This is a genomic window from Kribbella swartbergensis (assembly GCF_054784135.1).
The window spans coordinates 98,934-111,824 of the sequence record NZ_BAAGPM010000026.1; the positions used below are offsets into that span (position 1 = coordinate 98,934).

Here is a 12,891-nt window from a genome sequence, read left to right on the forward strand (position 1 = left end):
TCACTGCCCGTCCGGGGGTGGTGACGGTGAGGTTTCCTCAGCTGTGCCGAGCGGGCTCGACGAGCTCGACCAGGACACCACCGGCCGAGCGGGGGTGGATGAAGTTGACCCGCGATCCGGCCGTCCCCCGCTTCGGCTCGTCGTACAGGAGCCGCGCGCCGCGTTCCCGCAGCGTCGCCGAGACCGCGTCCAGATCCCGCACCCGGTAGGCGAGCTGCTGGATCCCCGGCCCGCGCTGGTCGAGGAACTTCGCGATCGGCGACGTCTCCGACAGCGGTGCCAGCAACTGGATCGACGACCCGGAGTCGCCCACTCTCAGCATCGCCTCGCGGACACCCTGTTCCTCGTTGATCTCCTCATGCGCGACGGTCATCCCGAACACGTCCGCGTAGTACCGGACGGCCTCGTCGAAGTCTGCGACGGCGATGCCCACGTGGTCGATCGCCTCGAACAGGGTCTCGGTGGCGGTGAGGTGGTCCATAGCGCCAGCGTGGACCAGCCGGCTGGGCGAAGCCAATGGAAAGTGGCCGATGCGACACTGAACGTGTGGCGGGGGATGTGGGCATCACCGTGGTCATCGGTCTCGGCCGGCTGCTGGCGGCCGTGCGGCCCTGGCGCGCGCCCGGCGCCTTCCGTGAGCACGGCCTGACCCTGGCCACCCTGACGACCCTTGCCGCGCGCAACCATCCGGGCGACGTCGCGCTGATCGACGACGAGGGTCCGCTCACGTACGCCGGCCTCGAGCAACTGACCCACGAACCCGTGACCGCCGAACGGATCGCCGTCCGCGAGCCGAACGGGAGGTCGTTCGTCGCCGCAGTCGTGTCCGGGCTGCGGGCCAACGCGGACGTCGTCCTGGCCGACCCGCGTGCACCGGCTGTCGAGGTGGGGACGCGACGGGCCGGGCCGCGTGGACAGGTCGTGGTGATGACGTCCGGAAGCACCGGTACGCCGAAGGCCGTCGACCGGAAGATCAGTACGGCGCAGGCTGTGCCGATCGCGACCCTGGTGCGCCGATTGCCCTTGCGGCGTGGGGTTCCGATGGTCGTCACGCAGCCGTTGTTCCACGGGTTCGGGCTCGGGTTCCTCGCGTTGGGGCTGGCGTTCGGGATGCCGGTCGTCGTACGGCGGCACTTCGACCCTGACGAGGTTGCCGCCTTCCTGCGCGACCACCCCGGCGCCCTGCTGACTGGCGTACCACCGGTCCTGTCGAAGGTCGCGCGGACCGGGGTCGAGGTGCCGCTCAGTGCCGTGGTGAGTGGGGCCGGGCAGTTGCATCCGGCCGTCGCGGATCGGCTGACCAAGGCGTTCGGGCCGACGCTGTTCAACCTCTACGGATCGAGTGAGCTGGGCTGGTCCACCCTCGCGACGCCGGCCGATCTGCGGGAGGCGCCGGGCACGATCGGTCGCCCGGCGGCCGGCGTGCAGGTGGCGATCCTCGGCGATGACGGCCGACCGGTGCGGGCCGGCGAGGTGGGTCATCTGTGGGTCGGTGGGCGCTTGGCCGGCCGGATGGCGGACTCCGGTGATCTCGGGCACCAGGACTCGGCCGGGCGGTTCTTCGTCGACGGGCGGGCCGACGACCTGATCGTGACCGGCGGGGAGAACGTGTTCCCGGTCGAGGTCGAGAACGCGCTGCTCAGTCACCCGGCCGTGGCCGAGGCGCGCGTGGTCGCCGTACCGGACCAGGAGTACGGGGCCCGGCTCGAGGCGCACGTCGTACGCCGGGGCCCTGTCGACGCCTGGGAGTTGCGCAGGCACGCCGGGACCCGGCTCAGCCCGGCGAAGGTGCCGCGATCGATCACGTTCGTGGACGGGCTTCCGGTCACGTCGACCGGCAAACCGGTTCGACATGTGACCTGATCGACAGCGGCGTACCAGTGCCGTCGCAGGTATCGTGAAAACATGTCTGACGCCACTCGCAGCTCGCAGAACCAAACCGTCATAGTCGCCGGCGCGCGCACCCCGATCGGGCGGCTGCTGGGTGGCCTCAAGGGCTTCACCGGCGCCGAGCTCGGCGGGTTCGCGATCAAGGGCGCACTGGAGAAGGCCGGAGTCGCACCCGACCAGGTCGAGTACGTGATCATGGGCCAGGTGCTGCAGGCCGGCGGCGGCCAGATCACCGCCCGCCAGGCCGCGGTCAAGGCCGGCATCCCGATGGACATCCCGGCCATCACCATCAACAAGGTCTGCCTGTCCGGCCTGAACGCGATCGCGCTCGCCGACCAGCTGATCCGCGCCGGTGAGTACGAGATCGTCGTCGCCGGCGGCATGGAGTCGATGACGAACGCGCCGCACCTGCTGCCGAAGTCCCGCGAGGGCTTCAAGTACGGCGACGTGCCGCTGGTCGACTCGATGGCGTTCGACGGGTTGTGGGACGCCTTCACCGACCAGGCGATGGGTGCGCTCACCGACCAGGCGAACGCCGAGGGTCTCGAGCTCAGCCGCGAGGAGCAGGACGAGTTCAGTGCCCGCTCGCACCAGCTGGCCGCGGCGGCCTGGAAGAACGGCGTCTTCGCCGACGAGGTGGTGCCGGTCGAGGTGCCGCAGCGCAAGGGCGACCCGATCGTCGTCGACAACGACGAGGGTGTCCGCGCGGACACGTCGGTCGAGGCGCTGGCCAAGCTCCGGCCGGCCTTCGGCAAGGACGGCACGATCACCGCCGGGTCGGCCTCGCAGATCTCCGACGGCGGCTGCGCCGTGGTCGTGATGAGCAAGGCGAAGGCCGAGGAGCTGGGGCTGAGCTGGATCGCCGAGATCGGCGCGCACGGCTCGGTCGCGGGCCCGGACTCGACCCTGCAGAACCAGCCGGCGAAGGCGATCGTCAAGGCCTGCCAGAAGGAAGGCATCGAGCCGGGCGCGCTCGACCTGATCGAGATCAACGAGGCGTTCGCGGCCGTCGGTATCGCGTCCGCGCGCGAGCTCAAGATCGACCTCGACAGGGTCAACGTGAACGGCGGTGCGATCGCGCTCGGCCACCCGATCGGCATGTCGGGCGCCCGGCTCGTGCTGCACCTGGCGCTGGAGCTGAACCGCCGCGGTGGCGGCGTCGGCGCCGCGGCACTGTGCGGTGGCGGCGGTCAGGGCGACGCCCTCATCGTCCGCGTACCCCAGAGCTGATCCGGCTGATGCCGCGACGTACCGCCCCCGTCGGAGAGTTGGTCGAGCGGGCCCGGGAGGGTGACTCCCGGGCCGTCGCCCGGCTGATCTCGCTGGTCGAGGACGAGTCGCCGCTGCTCCGCGAGGTGATGGCGGCGCTGTCGCCGTACGCCGGTCACGCGCACATCGTCGGCATCACCGGCTCACCCGGTGTCGGCAAGTCCACGTCGACGTCCGCGCTGGTGTCGGCGTACCGGCAGGCCGGGAAGCGGGTCGGTGTCCTCGCGGTCGACCCGTCGTCGCCGTTCTCCGGCGGCGCGTTGCTCGGGGACCGGGTGCGGATGCAGGACCACGCCACGGACACCGGGGTGTTCATCCGGTCGATGGCGTCACGCGGTCATCTCGGCGGGCTGGCCTGGTCGACCCCGCAGGCGCTGCGGGTGCTCGACGCGGCCGGGTTCGACGTCGTCCTGGTCGAGACCGTCGGCGTCGGGCAGTCCGAGGTGGAGATCGCCGGGATGGCCGACACGACGCTCGTCCTGCTCGCGCCGGGAATGGGTGACGGGATCCAGGCGGCGAAGGCCGGCATCCTCGAGGTCGGCGACATCTACGTGGTTAACAAGGCCGATCGGGACGGCGTGCAGAACGTCACCCGGGACCTGCGGGCCATGCTCGCCCTGGCCGAGCGGCCGGAGGGCGCGTGGTCGCCGCCGATCCTCAAGACGGTGGCATCCCGCAACGAAGGGGTCGCCGAGGTGGTCGCGGCGATCGAGGAGCGGCTGGCCTGGATGACGGCGAACGGCGTACTGGACGAGCGCCGGCGCGGCCGGGCCCGGGAGGAGATCGAGGCGATCGCGATGACCGCGCTGCGGTCCCGGTTCGCCCACCTGCACGGCGACGCCCGGCTGGACGTGCTGGCCGCCAAGGTCGCCGAGGGCAACATGGATCCGTACACCGCCGCCGACGAACTGATCGACGCCCTCTGAGCGGTACGGCGACAGGCCCCGAAAGTGCCGGATTCTGCAACACTCGACCACGGTGTGTCACATTGTGTCGACGGAGGGGCCGGAGTGGTTCCAGGACCGGATTCGGGCAGAGAACCGGGATTTCCGCGTCACGGTGCGATCCGCGTCTCACGGCGGCGCGCCGGTGGCTGCCATGCCCCAGAATCCGTTACAGAATGGGTCTTGTAGCTGGTGAGCATTGTGCGGTGGGCTGTGTTCAGTCAGTGACAATTGGTGACGGTCCGTGATACAAACACACAACACAGTCGACCGAGTGGTTGCGAACGAGGAGTGGTGACATGCCGAAGAAGCTGTTGATCTGGTCGGTCATCGCCTTTGCCGGCTTCTATCTGTTCACTCAGCCGGCGAACGCCGCCGACGCGGTGGGAGGCGCGTTCTCGGCCGTCGGCGACGCGTTCCAGAGCGTGATCACCTTCCTGACCGCACTGTTCAACTGATCTGCTGTCCGAGTGTCCCGTGCCGAGTGATCGTGCGGGACACTTGGCTGTACGGAGCCACCAGGTTGGGTGGCCGACAGCGGGTTACGGTGCCGATTGCGGTGTAGGGGAGTGAGCGGATGGCCGGAATAGGCCTGTTCCGGATCTTCGACCCGAAGGTCCGGCGCCATCTGATCTCGGACGAGGGCGAGGTCGTCATCGACGAGGTCAGGCACCACTGGGTGGTGTTCATCGTGCCGATGCTCGAGGTCGTGCTCGCCGCCGTGCTGCTGGTGACGCTGGTGACCACCTCCTTCGGCGGTGAGCAGGTCGTGCTCGCGATCGTGCTGGTGCTCCTCAGCCACGCGTTCTGGCAGTTCCTGACCCAGCACCGGGACCGCTTCGTGGTCACGAACATGCGGGTGATGCGGATCCGCGGTGTCTTCTCCCAGACCGTCGCCACCACCCCGATCGCCCGGATCCTCGACATCACGCTGGCCAAGCCCTGGGTCGGCCGGGTCTTCGGCTACGGGCACTTCATCTTCGAGTCCGCGGCCCAGGACCAGGGCTTCCGGGAGATCAAGTTCGTCAGCCGCCCGGACGACCGTGACCTGACCATTCAGCGAGTCATCCAGCGCACCGGTCTGCGCGCATCGGCCAGCGTCGACGTCGTGCAGGGAGACGACGACACCGACGACGACGGCACCGGCCCGATCGGGATGGACACCGCGGCGGAGGTCACCGCGACCACTGCACCCGCGCCCGCTCCGTCGGCCCGCCCGGCGTCGTCGGGCGCCAAGTCGATCTTCAACAGCGAACAGGGCAACTGGAACGATCCCGACCGCGACTGAGTCCGTCAGCGGGCCAGGTCGAGGAACCGCTGCCGGCGGCGTGCGCGATGTGCTCGTTCCGGATCCGTGGCGGGACCAGCAAGCGCCTTGGTGAGCTCTGCGGCCGCTTCGGCGTACCGGTGGTCGCGTGCGAGTAGTTCGGCGCGTACGGCGTACCACCGAGGGCTCGGCGGGAGCTCCTCCAGCAACGCGAGTCCGGCCGCCGTGCCGTTGGCCTCGGCGGCGGCGACCGCGCGGGCCAGCAGGGCCGATGTGCTGGGCGCGATCGCCACCAGCAGGTCGTACAGCCGGAGGATCTCGCGCCAATCGGTGGCCGCGTAGCTGGGGACGCGGGCGTGCTCGGCGGCGATGGCGGCCTGGAGTTGGTAGGCGTCGGCCTGCTGATCCGAGCGGAGCAGCGAGTCGTTCAGCAGCGCGATCCCGCGGTCGATCGCGGCCGTGTCCCACAACGTCCGGTCCTGCTGATCGAGGGTGACCACGTCGCCGTCCGGGTCGAGCCGGGCCGGGCGTCGTGCCTCGGTGAGCAACAGCAGAGCCAGTACGGCGGAGGGCATCGGCTGCTCGGGAAGCAGTTCGTGGAGTAGCTCGGCCAGCCGGACCGCCTCGGCGCAGACGTCGACGTCGTACGCCGACTGTCCCTCGACCGGCGCGTGTCCGGAGGTGTAGAGGCTGTGGATGACTCCGCAGACGGCCGGCAACCGCTCGGGCAGTTCGTCCTCGCTCGGCACCCGATAGGGGATCCGCGCCGCGGCGATCTTCTGCCGGGCGCGGGTCAGCCGCTTCATGGTCGCGACCTCGGTGGTGAGCAGTACGCCGGCGATCTGGGCCGGCGACAGACCGCACAACGTCCGTAGGGCCAGGGCGATCCGGGTCGACGGCGACAGTGCGGGATGACAGCAGGTGAAGATCAGCCGGAGCAGGTCGTCCTGCACCACGCTGTCCGGGACTCTCCCGTCCGGCCGGCTGAGCTCCATCAGTTCCAACCCATCCCGTTCCTTGCCGGCGCGGAGCCGCTCGCGACGGATGATGTCGATCGCCTTCCGGCGCGCCGTGACGGTCAGCCAGGCGCGTGGTTCCGGCGGTACGCCGGTGACCGGCCAGGCGCCGAGGGCCGCCAGGGTCGCTTCCTGGACGGCGTCCTCGGCGAGCTGGACGTCGCCGACGGTCCGGATCAGGGTCGCCAGGATCCGCGTCCCCTCGACCCGGATCGTCTCGGCGAGAGCGTCGTCCATGCTTCGACGTGGTCCCTATTTGGCGAGGATGACCGGCCGGACCTCGACGGCGCCGTTCCACGCGGCCGGGATCTGTGCCGCGATCGCGATCGCCGCCTCCAGGTCCTCGGCCTCGATCAGGTAGTAGCCGGTCAGCGCTTCCTTGGTCTCGGCGTACGGCCCGTCCGTGGTGACGACCTTGCCGCCGCGGGCACCCTCCACCCGGACGACGGTCGCCGTCGGCGTCGGATGCAGCACGGCACTCGCCTTGACGCTGTCGGCGTGGTCCACCCCGAACTGCCGGTACTCCGCCAGCTCACTCGCCTGCTCGGGCGCCCACCAGTCGACGTCCGCGGTGTAGGTCAGTGCAAGGTACTGCGCCATCGGAACACTCCTTCGTCACAAGGCCCACTGTGGCCCCTCGGCAACTGAACGAACGGCCGGTCGCCACCAGGACATCCCTCAGGTCGTGCATTCCGCGAGCCGGGCCCGGAACTCCCGAACGACGTCCTCGTCGCCGGCGGACTGGATCGCGGACGCGTCCAGCCGGCCCCACAACCACAGGAACACGGCGTCGGCTGCCCCGAAGACCTCCGCGGCCACCTCACCCTCGGCCTCCGGACTGACCACGACACTCGTCGCGTCGGCGCGAACCGTCCACGACCGTTTCCCGGCCGTGATCCGCACCGCCGCGTCGACGGGGTGCTCGGTGTCGCCCTCTTCCCACCAGGGGCCGGCGAGGGTGGGGAAGAGCACCTCGTCGATGCCGTCGAGAGCCAGTTCCGGGTCGATCGGCGTGACCACGTCGTGAGCCTGCTCGACGTCGATCCGGTGCACCACGGTTTCGAGCGCCATCCGCCGGTACCAGAACCCGGAGGTCTTGTCGTCCGGGTTGAACGTCCAGGTCGCCCGTCCGGTCCCGGCCTGCTCCAGCGCGTCCACGACCGCCGTCCGCGCTTCGTCGTACAACTCGAGCGCGTCGCGGTCGCCGAAGTCCGGCGGCCACGGATCCGGCAGCGCCGCGAGCCGCAGCACCTCGACCTTGTGCAGGTAGACGGTCGCCACGTGCCGCACCACCGACTCCACGGTCCACCCGGGACAGTTCGGCACCGCGGCGCCCAGCCCCATCCGGCCGACCTCGGCGAGCCGCGCGGACTCCGCCCGCAACTGCGCGAGGTAGAAATCGGCCTGTTCCGTCGAGAGCGTCATACGGCTGAGCATGACACCCCCGGCAGACACTTTCGGATACTGCGAGCCCGCAGCGCCTCTCGCCGGCCGGCGGCTAATCTTCGGCACATGGCAAGGAAGAGGGCGTTGCCGTTCGATCCCATTGACGAGGCGTCGCGGCAGTGGGGCCGGCGGTGGGGTGCGGTCGAGCAGATGCGGGCCGTCACGTCGCTGATGCGCGCCCAGCAGATCGTCATCGGCGAGCTCGACGAGATCCTGAAGAAGCACGGCCTGACGTTCGCGCGGTTCGAGGCGCTGGTGCTGCTGACGTTCTCCCGGCGCGGGTCGCTGCCGCTGGGCAAGATGGGCGAGCGGCTGCAGGTGCACCCGACGTCGGTGACGTCGATCGTCCGCCGGCTGGAGGCGGCCGGGCTGGTGACCCGGACGCCGCACCCGGACGACGGCCGGGCCGTCCTCTGCGAGATCACGCCGGAGGGCCGGGAGGTGGTCGAACGGGCCACCGCGGACCTGGTCGCCGCCGACTTCGCCCTGTCCGGCCTGACCGACGAGCAGCTGAAGATGCTCTGGTCCGTCCTCGAACCGCTCCGCCACAACGCCGGCGACTTCACCTGACCCCACGCCTGACCCAGGGCGCGACCCGCCAGGGATTGGAAGTAGTTGGACGTCCTAGTATTTTGGGACCAGGTCCTGAGGAGGTCTGACTGATGGATGCCGAGCAGATCGCGGCCGGCCGGAGCCGGTGGCAGCAGCGCTACGACGCGGCGCGCAAGCGGGAGGCGGATTTCACCACGCTCTCCGGCACCGAGGTCGAGCCCGTCTACGGGCCTCCCGAGGGGGTCGACGACCCGCGGATGGAGCGGATCGGCTGGCCGGGGGAGTTCCCGTTCACCCGCGGGCTGTACCCGACCGGGTACCGCGGCCGCACCTGGACGATCCGCCAGTTCGCCGGCTTCGGCAACGCCGAGCAGACCAACGAGCGCTACAAGATGATCCTGAACGGCGGTGGCGGCGGCCTGTCGGTCGCCTTCGACATGCCGACGCTGATGGGACGCGACTCCGACGACCCCAAGTCGCTCGGCGAGGTCGGCCACTGCGGCGTCGCGATCGACTCGGCCGCCGACATGGACCGGCTGTTCAAGGACATCCCGCTGCAGGACGTCACCACGTCGATGACGATCTCGGGTCCCGCCGTACCGGCCTTCTGCATGTACCTGGTCGCCGCCGAGCGGCAGGGCGCCGACATCACCAAGCTGAACGGCACGCTGCAGACCGACATCTTCAAGGAGTACATCGCGCAGAAGGAGTGGCTGTTCCCACCGGAGCCGCACCTGCGCCTGATCGGCGACCTGATGGAGTACTGCGCCGCGACCATCCCGGCGTACAAGCCGCTGAGCGTGTCCGGCTACCACATCCGCGAGGCCGGCTCGACCGCCGCGCAGGAACTCGCGTTCACGCTCGCCGACGGGTTCGGGTACGTCGAGCTGGGCCTGTCGCGTGGGCTCGACGTCGACGTGTTCGCGCCCGGCCTGTCGTTCTTCTTCGACAGCCACCTGGACTTCTTCGAGGAGATCGCGAAGTTCCGCGCGGCCCGGCGGATCTGGGCCCGCTGGCTGCGCGATGTGTACGGCGCCAAGACCGAGAAGGCCCAGTCGCTGCGCTTCCACACCCAGACGGCCGGAGTCTCGCTGACCGCACAGCAGCCGTACAACAACGTCGTACGCACGGCCGTCGAGGCGCTGGCCGCCGTCCTGGGCGGGACGAACTCCCTGCACACGAACGCGCTGGACGAGACGCTGGCGCTGCCGACCGCGGAGTCGGCCGAGATCGCGCTGCGGACCCAGTCGGTGCTGATGGAGGAGATCGGGGTCACCAACGTCGCCGACCCGCTCGGCGGGTCCTGGTACGTCGAGGCGCTCACCGACAAGCTCGAGGAGCAGGCCGAGCAGATCTTCGCCCGGATCAAGGAGATGAGCCCGGACGGCACGATGACCGGCGGCATCCTGCGCGGGATCGAGGACGGCTGGTTCATGGCCGAGATCGCCGACGCGGCGTTCGAGTACCAGCAGAAGCTGGAGAAGGGCGAGAAGAAGATCGTCGGCGTGAACACCCTGACCGACACGGTCTCCGGTGAGCTGTCGATCCTCCGGGTCAGCCATGAGGTGGAGATCGAGCAGTGCCGGGTGCTGGCGGAGCGCAAGCTGCACCGCGACGAGGACCGCGTGCGTCGTACGCTGGCCGCTCTGGTCGAGGCGGCCGGAGGGACCGGCAACCTCATCGAACCCATGCTGGAGGCGGCGCGTGCGGAGGCCACGATGGGGGAAATCTGTCACGTTCTTCGGGAACTCTGGGGCGAGTACCGAGAGCCCGCCCGCTTCTGAGGACAGTCCGGCAGAGCCCGGGCCGGCAACACCCGGCCCCGTCGTCGGGCGCGCCGACGGTCGCGGCGTGGTCGTCTGTGGTTCCGACCGCACCATGCTGCGGGTCGTCACCGAACTGGTCGGCTCCGGCGAGCGGGTCACCGCCATCGTCAACCCGGCGTCGCGGCACTACGAACGGATCGGTGAGCTCGGCGCGCACGTGATGGGCGTGCGGGTGGTCAGCGAGGCGCTGCTGCGTCGCGCGGGAATCGATGCGACGGACGGCGAGCCGTCGAGCGCACGTGCGCTGGTGCTGCTGGACAACGACGACGTCCGCAACGTCCACACCGCGTTGACCGCGCGGGACATGGATCCGGACCTGCGCATCGTCGTACAGATGGTGAACCCGCGGCTCGGTGCCCAGTTGCACAGCCTGCTCGGGGACTGCGTGGTGATCTCAGGGCCGTCGCTTGCCGCGCCGGCGTTCGTCTCCGACGCGCTGGAGGACGACGAGCTGACCTGGCTCGATCTCGGCGGCCGCCGGCTGGTCGCCGGTCAGGCCGAGCTGATCCGCGAGCCGCATCTGGCCGTACTGGCCGACACCACGTCGTCGGCGACGCCGGATCTGCTGCCGATCTCGAGCGCCGACCCGACCGGCGACATCGTGCTCGGCACCGGTGTCCGCAGCGTCTGGCGGACCAAGGACGTACGGCGGGCCGGCTGGCTGATGGCGATCCGCGACGTCTTCGACCGCCGGGTACGGCGGATCGCCGCGGTGATGGCGTTCCTCGTGGCGATCGGGACGGTGCTGACGCACTACATCGCGCACCCGAACATCGACTGGTGGCGTGCGCTCTACCTGGCCGCGGGTGCGGTGACATCGGCCGGGATCGAGGACGACACGTTCTCCGAGGCGGAGCCGTGGGCCAAGGTCGCCGCCGTCCTCGTGCAACTGACCGGCATCGTGCTGATGGCGCTGCTGACCGCGGTGGTCGTCGACTCCCTCATCGGCGCCCGGCTGTCCCGGGTGATCGGCGGGGTTCGCGGCCGGCCGCGCAACCACGTCGTCGTCTGCGGTCTCGGTACGGTCGGTGCGCGGGTGCTGGAGATCCTGGCCGAGCGTGGCGTCGCGGTCGTCGGGGTCGAGCAGGACGAGGACGCGCCCGGCGTCCAGACCGCGCATCGGCTGCGGATCCCGGTGGTGATCGGGGACAGCAGCAACGAGGAGACGCTGCGGTCGGCCGGTGCCCAGCGCTGTCAGTCGGTGCTGGCGATCACCAACGGCGACATCACCAACCTCGAGTCCGCGATGGTCGTCCGCGAGCTGAACCCGGAGGCGCGGATCACGATGCGGATGTTCGACCACGACCTGGCCCAGCGGGTCGAGCGCAGGCTCGGCCTCGGGCACAGCCGGTCGGTGTCGATGCTGGTCGCGCCGGCGATCGCGGCGGCGGTGGCGAACCGGCGCAACCAGGTGACCGTGCCGGCCGGTCGCCGGGTGCTGCTGCTCACCGAGGTGACGGTCGAGCCCGGATCGATCGCGGTCGGCCTGCGACTGGGCGAACTGGACGAGGCGGGCGGCCTCCGGGTCCTCGCCCGCCAGGACGGGACCACCTGGGACTGGTCCCCGGCGTACGACAAGGTGCTCAGGCCGCACGACCGGATCGCCGTCGCCGGCACCCGCAGCGGCCTGGCCAGGCTCCTGCTGGCGACCCGGGCACAACGCGCCGAGGCCGCGTCGGGGAGGATGGACCCGTGAACGTGAACCGAATGCGAGGGCAGTCGTGAGTCAGTCGAACTTCTCCCGTCACGGGGCGATCGATCTGTCGTCCCTGCGCAAGCCCGGGGCGCCCGCCGGCCCCGCCGGCGCATCGGCCGCAGGTGGTGCTCCGGCTGCCGGCGGCGGCGCGTCGGGCTCGTATGTGCTGAACGTCAGCGAGGCGACCTTCCAGGCCGACGTCATCGAGCGGTCGCTGCAGGTCCCGGTGGTGGTCGAGTTCTGGTCGCCTCGGTCGCAGGCCTCGACGGCGCTCAGTCAGGTGCTGGCCCGGCTGTCGACCGAGTACGGCGGCAAGTTCCTGCTGACCCGGATCGACATCGACGCGAACCCGCAGCTGGCCCAGGCGGTCGGCGTCCAGTCGGTTCCGCTGGTGATCGCCGTACTGCGGGGTCAGGTGGTCCCGTTGTTCCAGGGCGCGCCGGCGGAGGCGGAGGCCCGGCAGTACCTGGACCAGTTGCTCAACGTCGCGGTCGCGAACGGCATCACCGGCCGGGCCGAGCCCGTCGGCCCCGCCGCCGACGGCGAGGACGAGGCCGGGCCCGCTCCGGACCCGCGGTACGAGAAGGCGGAGAACGCGGTCGGCGCCGGTGACCTGGACGGCGCGATCGCGGCGTACGAGGAGCTGCTGAAGGAGACCCCGAACGACGCCGAGGCGAAGTCCGGGCTGGCCCGGGTCCAGCTGGTCAAGCGCACCCAGAACGCGCCGGCCGACATCCGGACCCGCGCCGCGGACAACCCGACCGACGTCGAGGCGCAGAAGCTGGTCGCCGACGTCGACCTGATGGGCGGTCACGTCGAGGACGCGTTCAACCGGTTGATCAACACCGTCCAGGCGACCTCGGGCGACGACCGGAACGCGGCCCGGCTGCACCTGCTGGAGCTCTTCGAGGTGGTCGGCACCGACGACGAGCGGGTGGTCAAGGCACGGCGGCGGTTGATGGCCGCGCTCTTCTGAGCTGAATCC

The 12,891-nt window shown here is 70.3% G+C and carries 13 protein-coding genes; 9 read left to right on the top strand and 4 right to left on the bottom strand.

All coding sequences use genetic code 11. From position 1 onward, the window contains the following. Positions 1 to 37 precede the first annotated feature (37 nt). Positions 38 to 481 carry a methylmalonyl-CoA epimerase gene (gene mce, locus ACYVOK_RS24565; protein WP_460664883.1) on the bottom strand — a complete coding sequence of 148 codons (444 nt, stop codon included), beginning with the start codon at positions 479 to 481 and terminating at the stop codon, positions 38 to 40. Between the two features lie 65 nt (positions 482 to 546). Between mce and ACYVOK_RS24570 the strand changes: the two genes are divergently transcribed. The 5 genes from ACYVOK_RS24570 (at position 547) to ACYVOK_RS24590 (ending at position 5,391) form a co-directional block, all read left to right on the top strand. Continuing rightward, on the top strand, positions 547 to 1,863 hold the full coding sequence (locus ACYVOK_RS24570) for an AMP-binding protein (protein WP_460664884.1): 1,317 nt from the start codon (positions 547 to 549) through the stop codon (positions 1,861 to 1,863). A gap of 42 nt (positions 1,864 to 1,905) precedes the next feature. Next, a complete protein-coding gene (locus tag ACYVOK_RS24575) occupies positions 1,906 to 3,120 on the top strand; it encodes an acetyl-CoA C-acetyltransferase (RefSeq protein WP_460664885.1) in 1,215 nt (404 codons plus the stop codon). 8 nt (positions 3,121 to 3,128) lie between these two features. Continuing rightward, entirely contained in the window at positions 3,129 to 4,085 is a 957-nt protein-coding gene (gene meaB, locus ACYVOK_RS24580; protein ID WP_460664886.1) for a methylmalonyl Co-A mutase-associated GTPase MeaB, read from the top strand. Between the two features lie 317 nt (positions 4,086 to 4,402). Continuing rightward, positions 4,403 to 4,561: a hypothetical protein gene (locus tag ACYVOK_RS24585; RefSeq protein WP_460664887.1), complete on the top strand. Its 159-nt coding sequence runs from the start codon at positions 4,403 to 4,405 to the stop codon at positions 4,559 to 4,561. 119 nt (positions 4,562 to 4,680) lie between these two features. Beyond that, on the top strand, positions 4,681 to 5,391 hold the full coding sequence (locus ACYVOK_RS24590; protein ID WP_460664888.1) for a PH domain-containing protein: 711 nt from the start codon (positions 4,681 to 4,683) through the stop codon (positions 5,389 to 5,391). A gap of 5 nt (positions 5,392 to 5,396) precedes the next feature. Here ACYVOK_RS24590 and ACYVOK_RS24595 read toward each other — a convergent pair whose 3' ends face one another. The 3 genes from ACYVOK_RS24595 to ACYVOK_RS24605 form a co-directional block, all read right to left on the bottom strand. Then, on the bottom strand, positions 5,397 to 6,623 hold the full coding sequence (locus ACYVOK_RS24595; protein ID WP_460664889.1) for an RNA polymerase sigma factor: 1,227 nt from the start codon (positions 6,621 to 6,623) through the stop codon (positions 5,397 to 5,399). A 15-nt stretch (positions 6,624 to 6,638) separates the two neighbouring features. Then, a complete protein-coding gene (locus ACYVOK_RS24600) occupies positions 6,639 to 6,986 on the bottom strand; it encodes a YciI family protein (protein WP_460664890.1) in 348 nt (115 codons plus the stop codon). Between the two features lie 78 nt (positions 6,987 to 7,064). Then, positions 7,065 to 7,811 carry a maleylpyruvate isomerase family mycothiol-dependent enzyme gene (locus ACYVOK_RS24605; protein WP_460664891.1) on the bottom strand — a complete coding sequence of 249 codons (747 nt, stop codon included), beginning with the start codon at positions 7,809 to 7,811 and terminating at the stop codon, positions 7,065 to 7,067. A gap of 87 nt (positions 7,812 to 7,898) precedes the next feature. On the opposite strand from ACYVOK_RS24605, the gene ACYVOK_RS24610 reads away from it, so the two are divergent. The 4 genes from ACYVOK_RS24610 (at position 7,899) to ACYVOK_RS24625 (ending at position 12,882) form a co-directional block, all read left to right on the top strand. Next, positions 7,899 to 8,402: a MarR family winged helix-turn-helix transcriptional regulator gene (locus ACYVOK_RS24610; protein ID WP_460664892.1), complete on the top strand. Its 504-nt coding sequence runs from the start codon at positions 7,899 to 7,901 to the stop codon at positions 8,400 to 8,402. Between the two features lie 92 nt (positions 8,403 to 8,494). Beyond that, complete coding sequence (locus ACYVOK_RS24615) at positions 8,495 to 10,168, top strand: acyl-CoA mutase large subunit family protein (protein WP_460664893.1); 1,674 nt, start codon at positions 8,495 to 8,497, stop codon at positions 10,166 to 10,168. 67 nt (positions 10,169 to 10,235) lie between these two features. Beyond that, positions 10,236 to 11,906, top strand: coding sequence for an NAD-binding protein (locus tag ACYVOK_RS24620; protein WP_460664894.1), 1,671 nt, complete (start codon positions 10,236 to 10,238; stop codon positions 11,904 to 11,906). 25 nt (positions 11,907 to 11,931) lie between these two features. Then, the gene (locus ACYVOK_RS24625) at positions 11,932 to 12,882 is read left to right on the top strand and encodes a co-chaperone YbbN (protein ID WP_460664895.1); all 951 of its coding nucleotides are present in this window, start codon (positions 11,932 to 11,934) and stop codon (positions 12,880 to 12,882) included. Positions 12,883 to 12,891 lie beyond the last annotated feature (9 nt).

Bases quoted from the DNA above. Each gene is read 5' to 3' on its own strand.
- mce (WP_460664883.1), bottom strand. From the start codon at position 481: ATGGACCACCTCACCGCCACCGAGACCCTGTTCGAGGCGATCGACCAC.
- ACYVOK_RS24575 (WP_460664885.1), top strand. From the start codon at position 1,906: ATGTCTGACGCCACTCGCAGCTCGCAGAACCAAACCGTCATAGTCGCC.
- meaB (WP_460664886.1), top strand. From the start codon at position 3,129: ATGCCGCGACGTACCGCCCCCGTCGGAGAGTTGGTCGAGCGGGCCCGG.
- ACYVOK_RS24585 (WP_460664887.1), top strand. From the start codon at position 4,403: ATGCCGAAGAAGCTGTTGATCTGGTCGGTCATCGCCTTTGCCGGCTTC.
- ACYVOK_RS24590 (WP_460664888.1), top strand. From the start codon at position 4,681: ATGGCCGGAATAGGCCTGTTCCGGATCTTCGACCCGAAGGTCCGGCGC.
- ACYVOK_RS24595 (WP_460664889.1), bottom strand. From the start codon at position 6,623: ATGGACGACGCTCTCGCCGAGACGATCCGGGTCGAGGGGACGCGGATC.
- ACYVOK_RS24600 (WP_460664890.1), bottom strand. From the start codon at position 6,986: ATGGCGCAGTACCTTGCACTGACCTACACCGCGGACGTCGACTGGTGG.
- ACYVOK_RS24605 (WP_460664891.1), bottom strand. From the start codon at position 7,811: ATGACGCTCTCGACGGAACAGGCCGATTTCTACCTCGCGCAGTTGCGG.
- ACYVOK_RS24610 (WP_460664892.1), top strand. From the start codon at position 7,899: ATGGCAAGGAAGAGGGCGTTGCCGTTCGATCCCATTGACGAGGCGTCG.
- ACYVOK_RS24615 (WP_460664893.1), top strand. From the start codon at position 8,495: ATGGATGCCGAGCAGATCGCGGCCGGCCGGAGCCGGTGGCAGCAGCGC.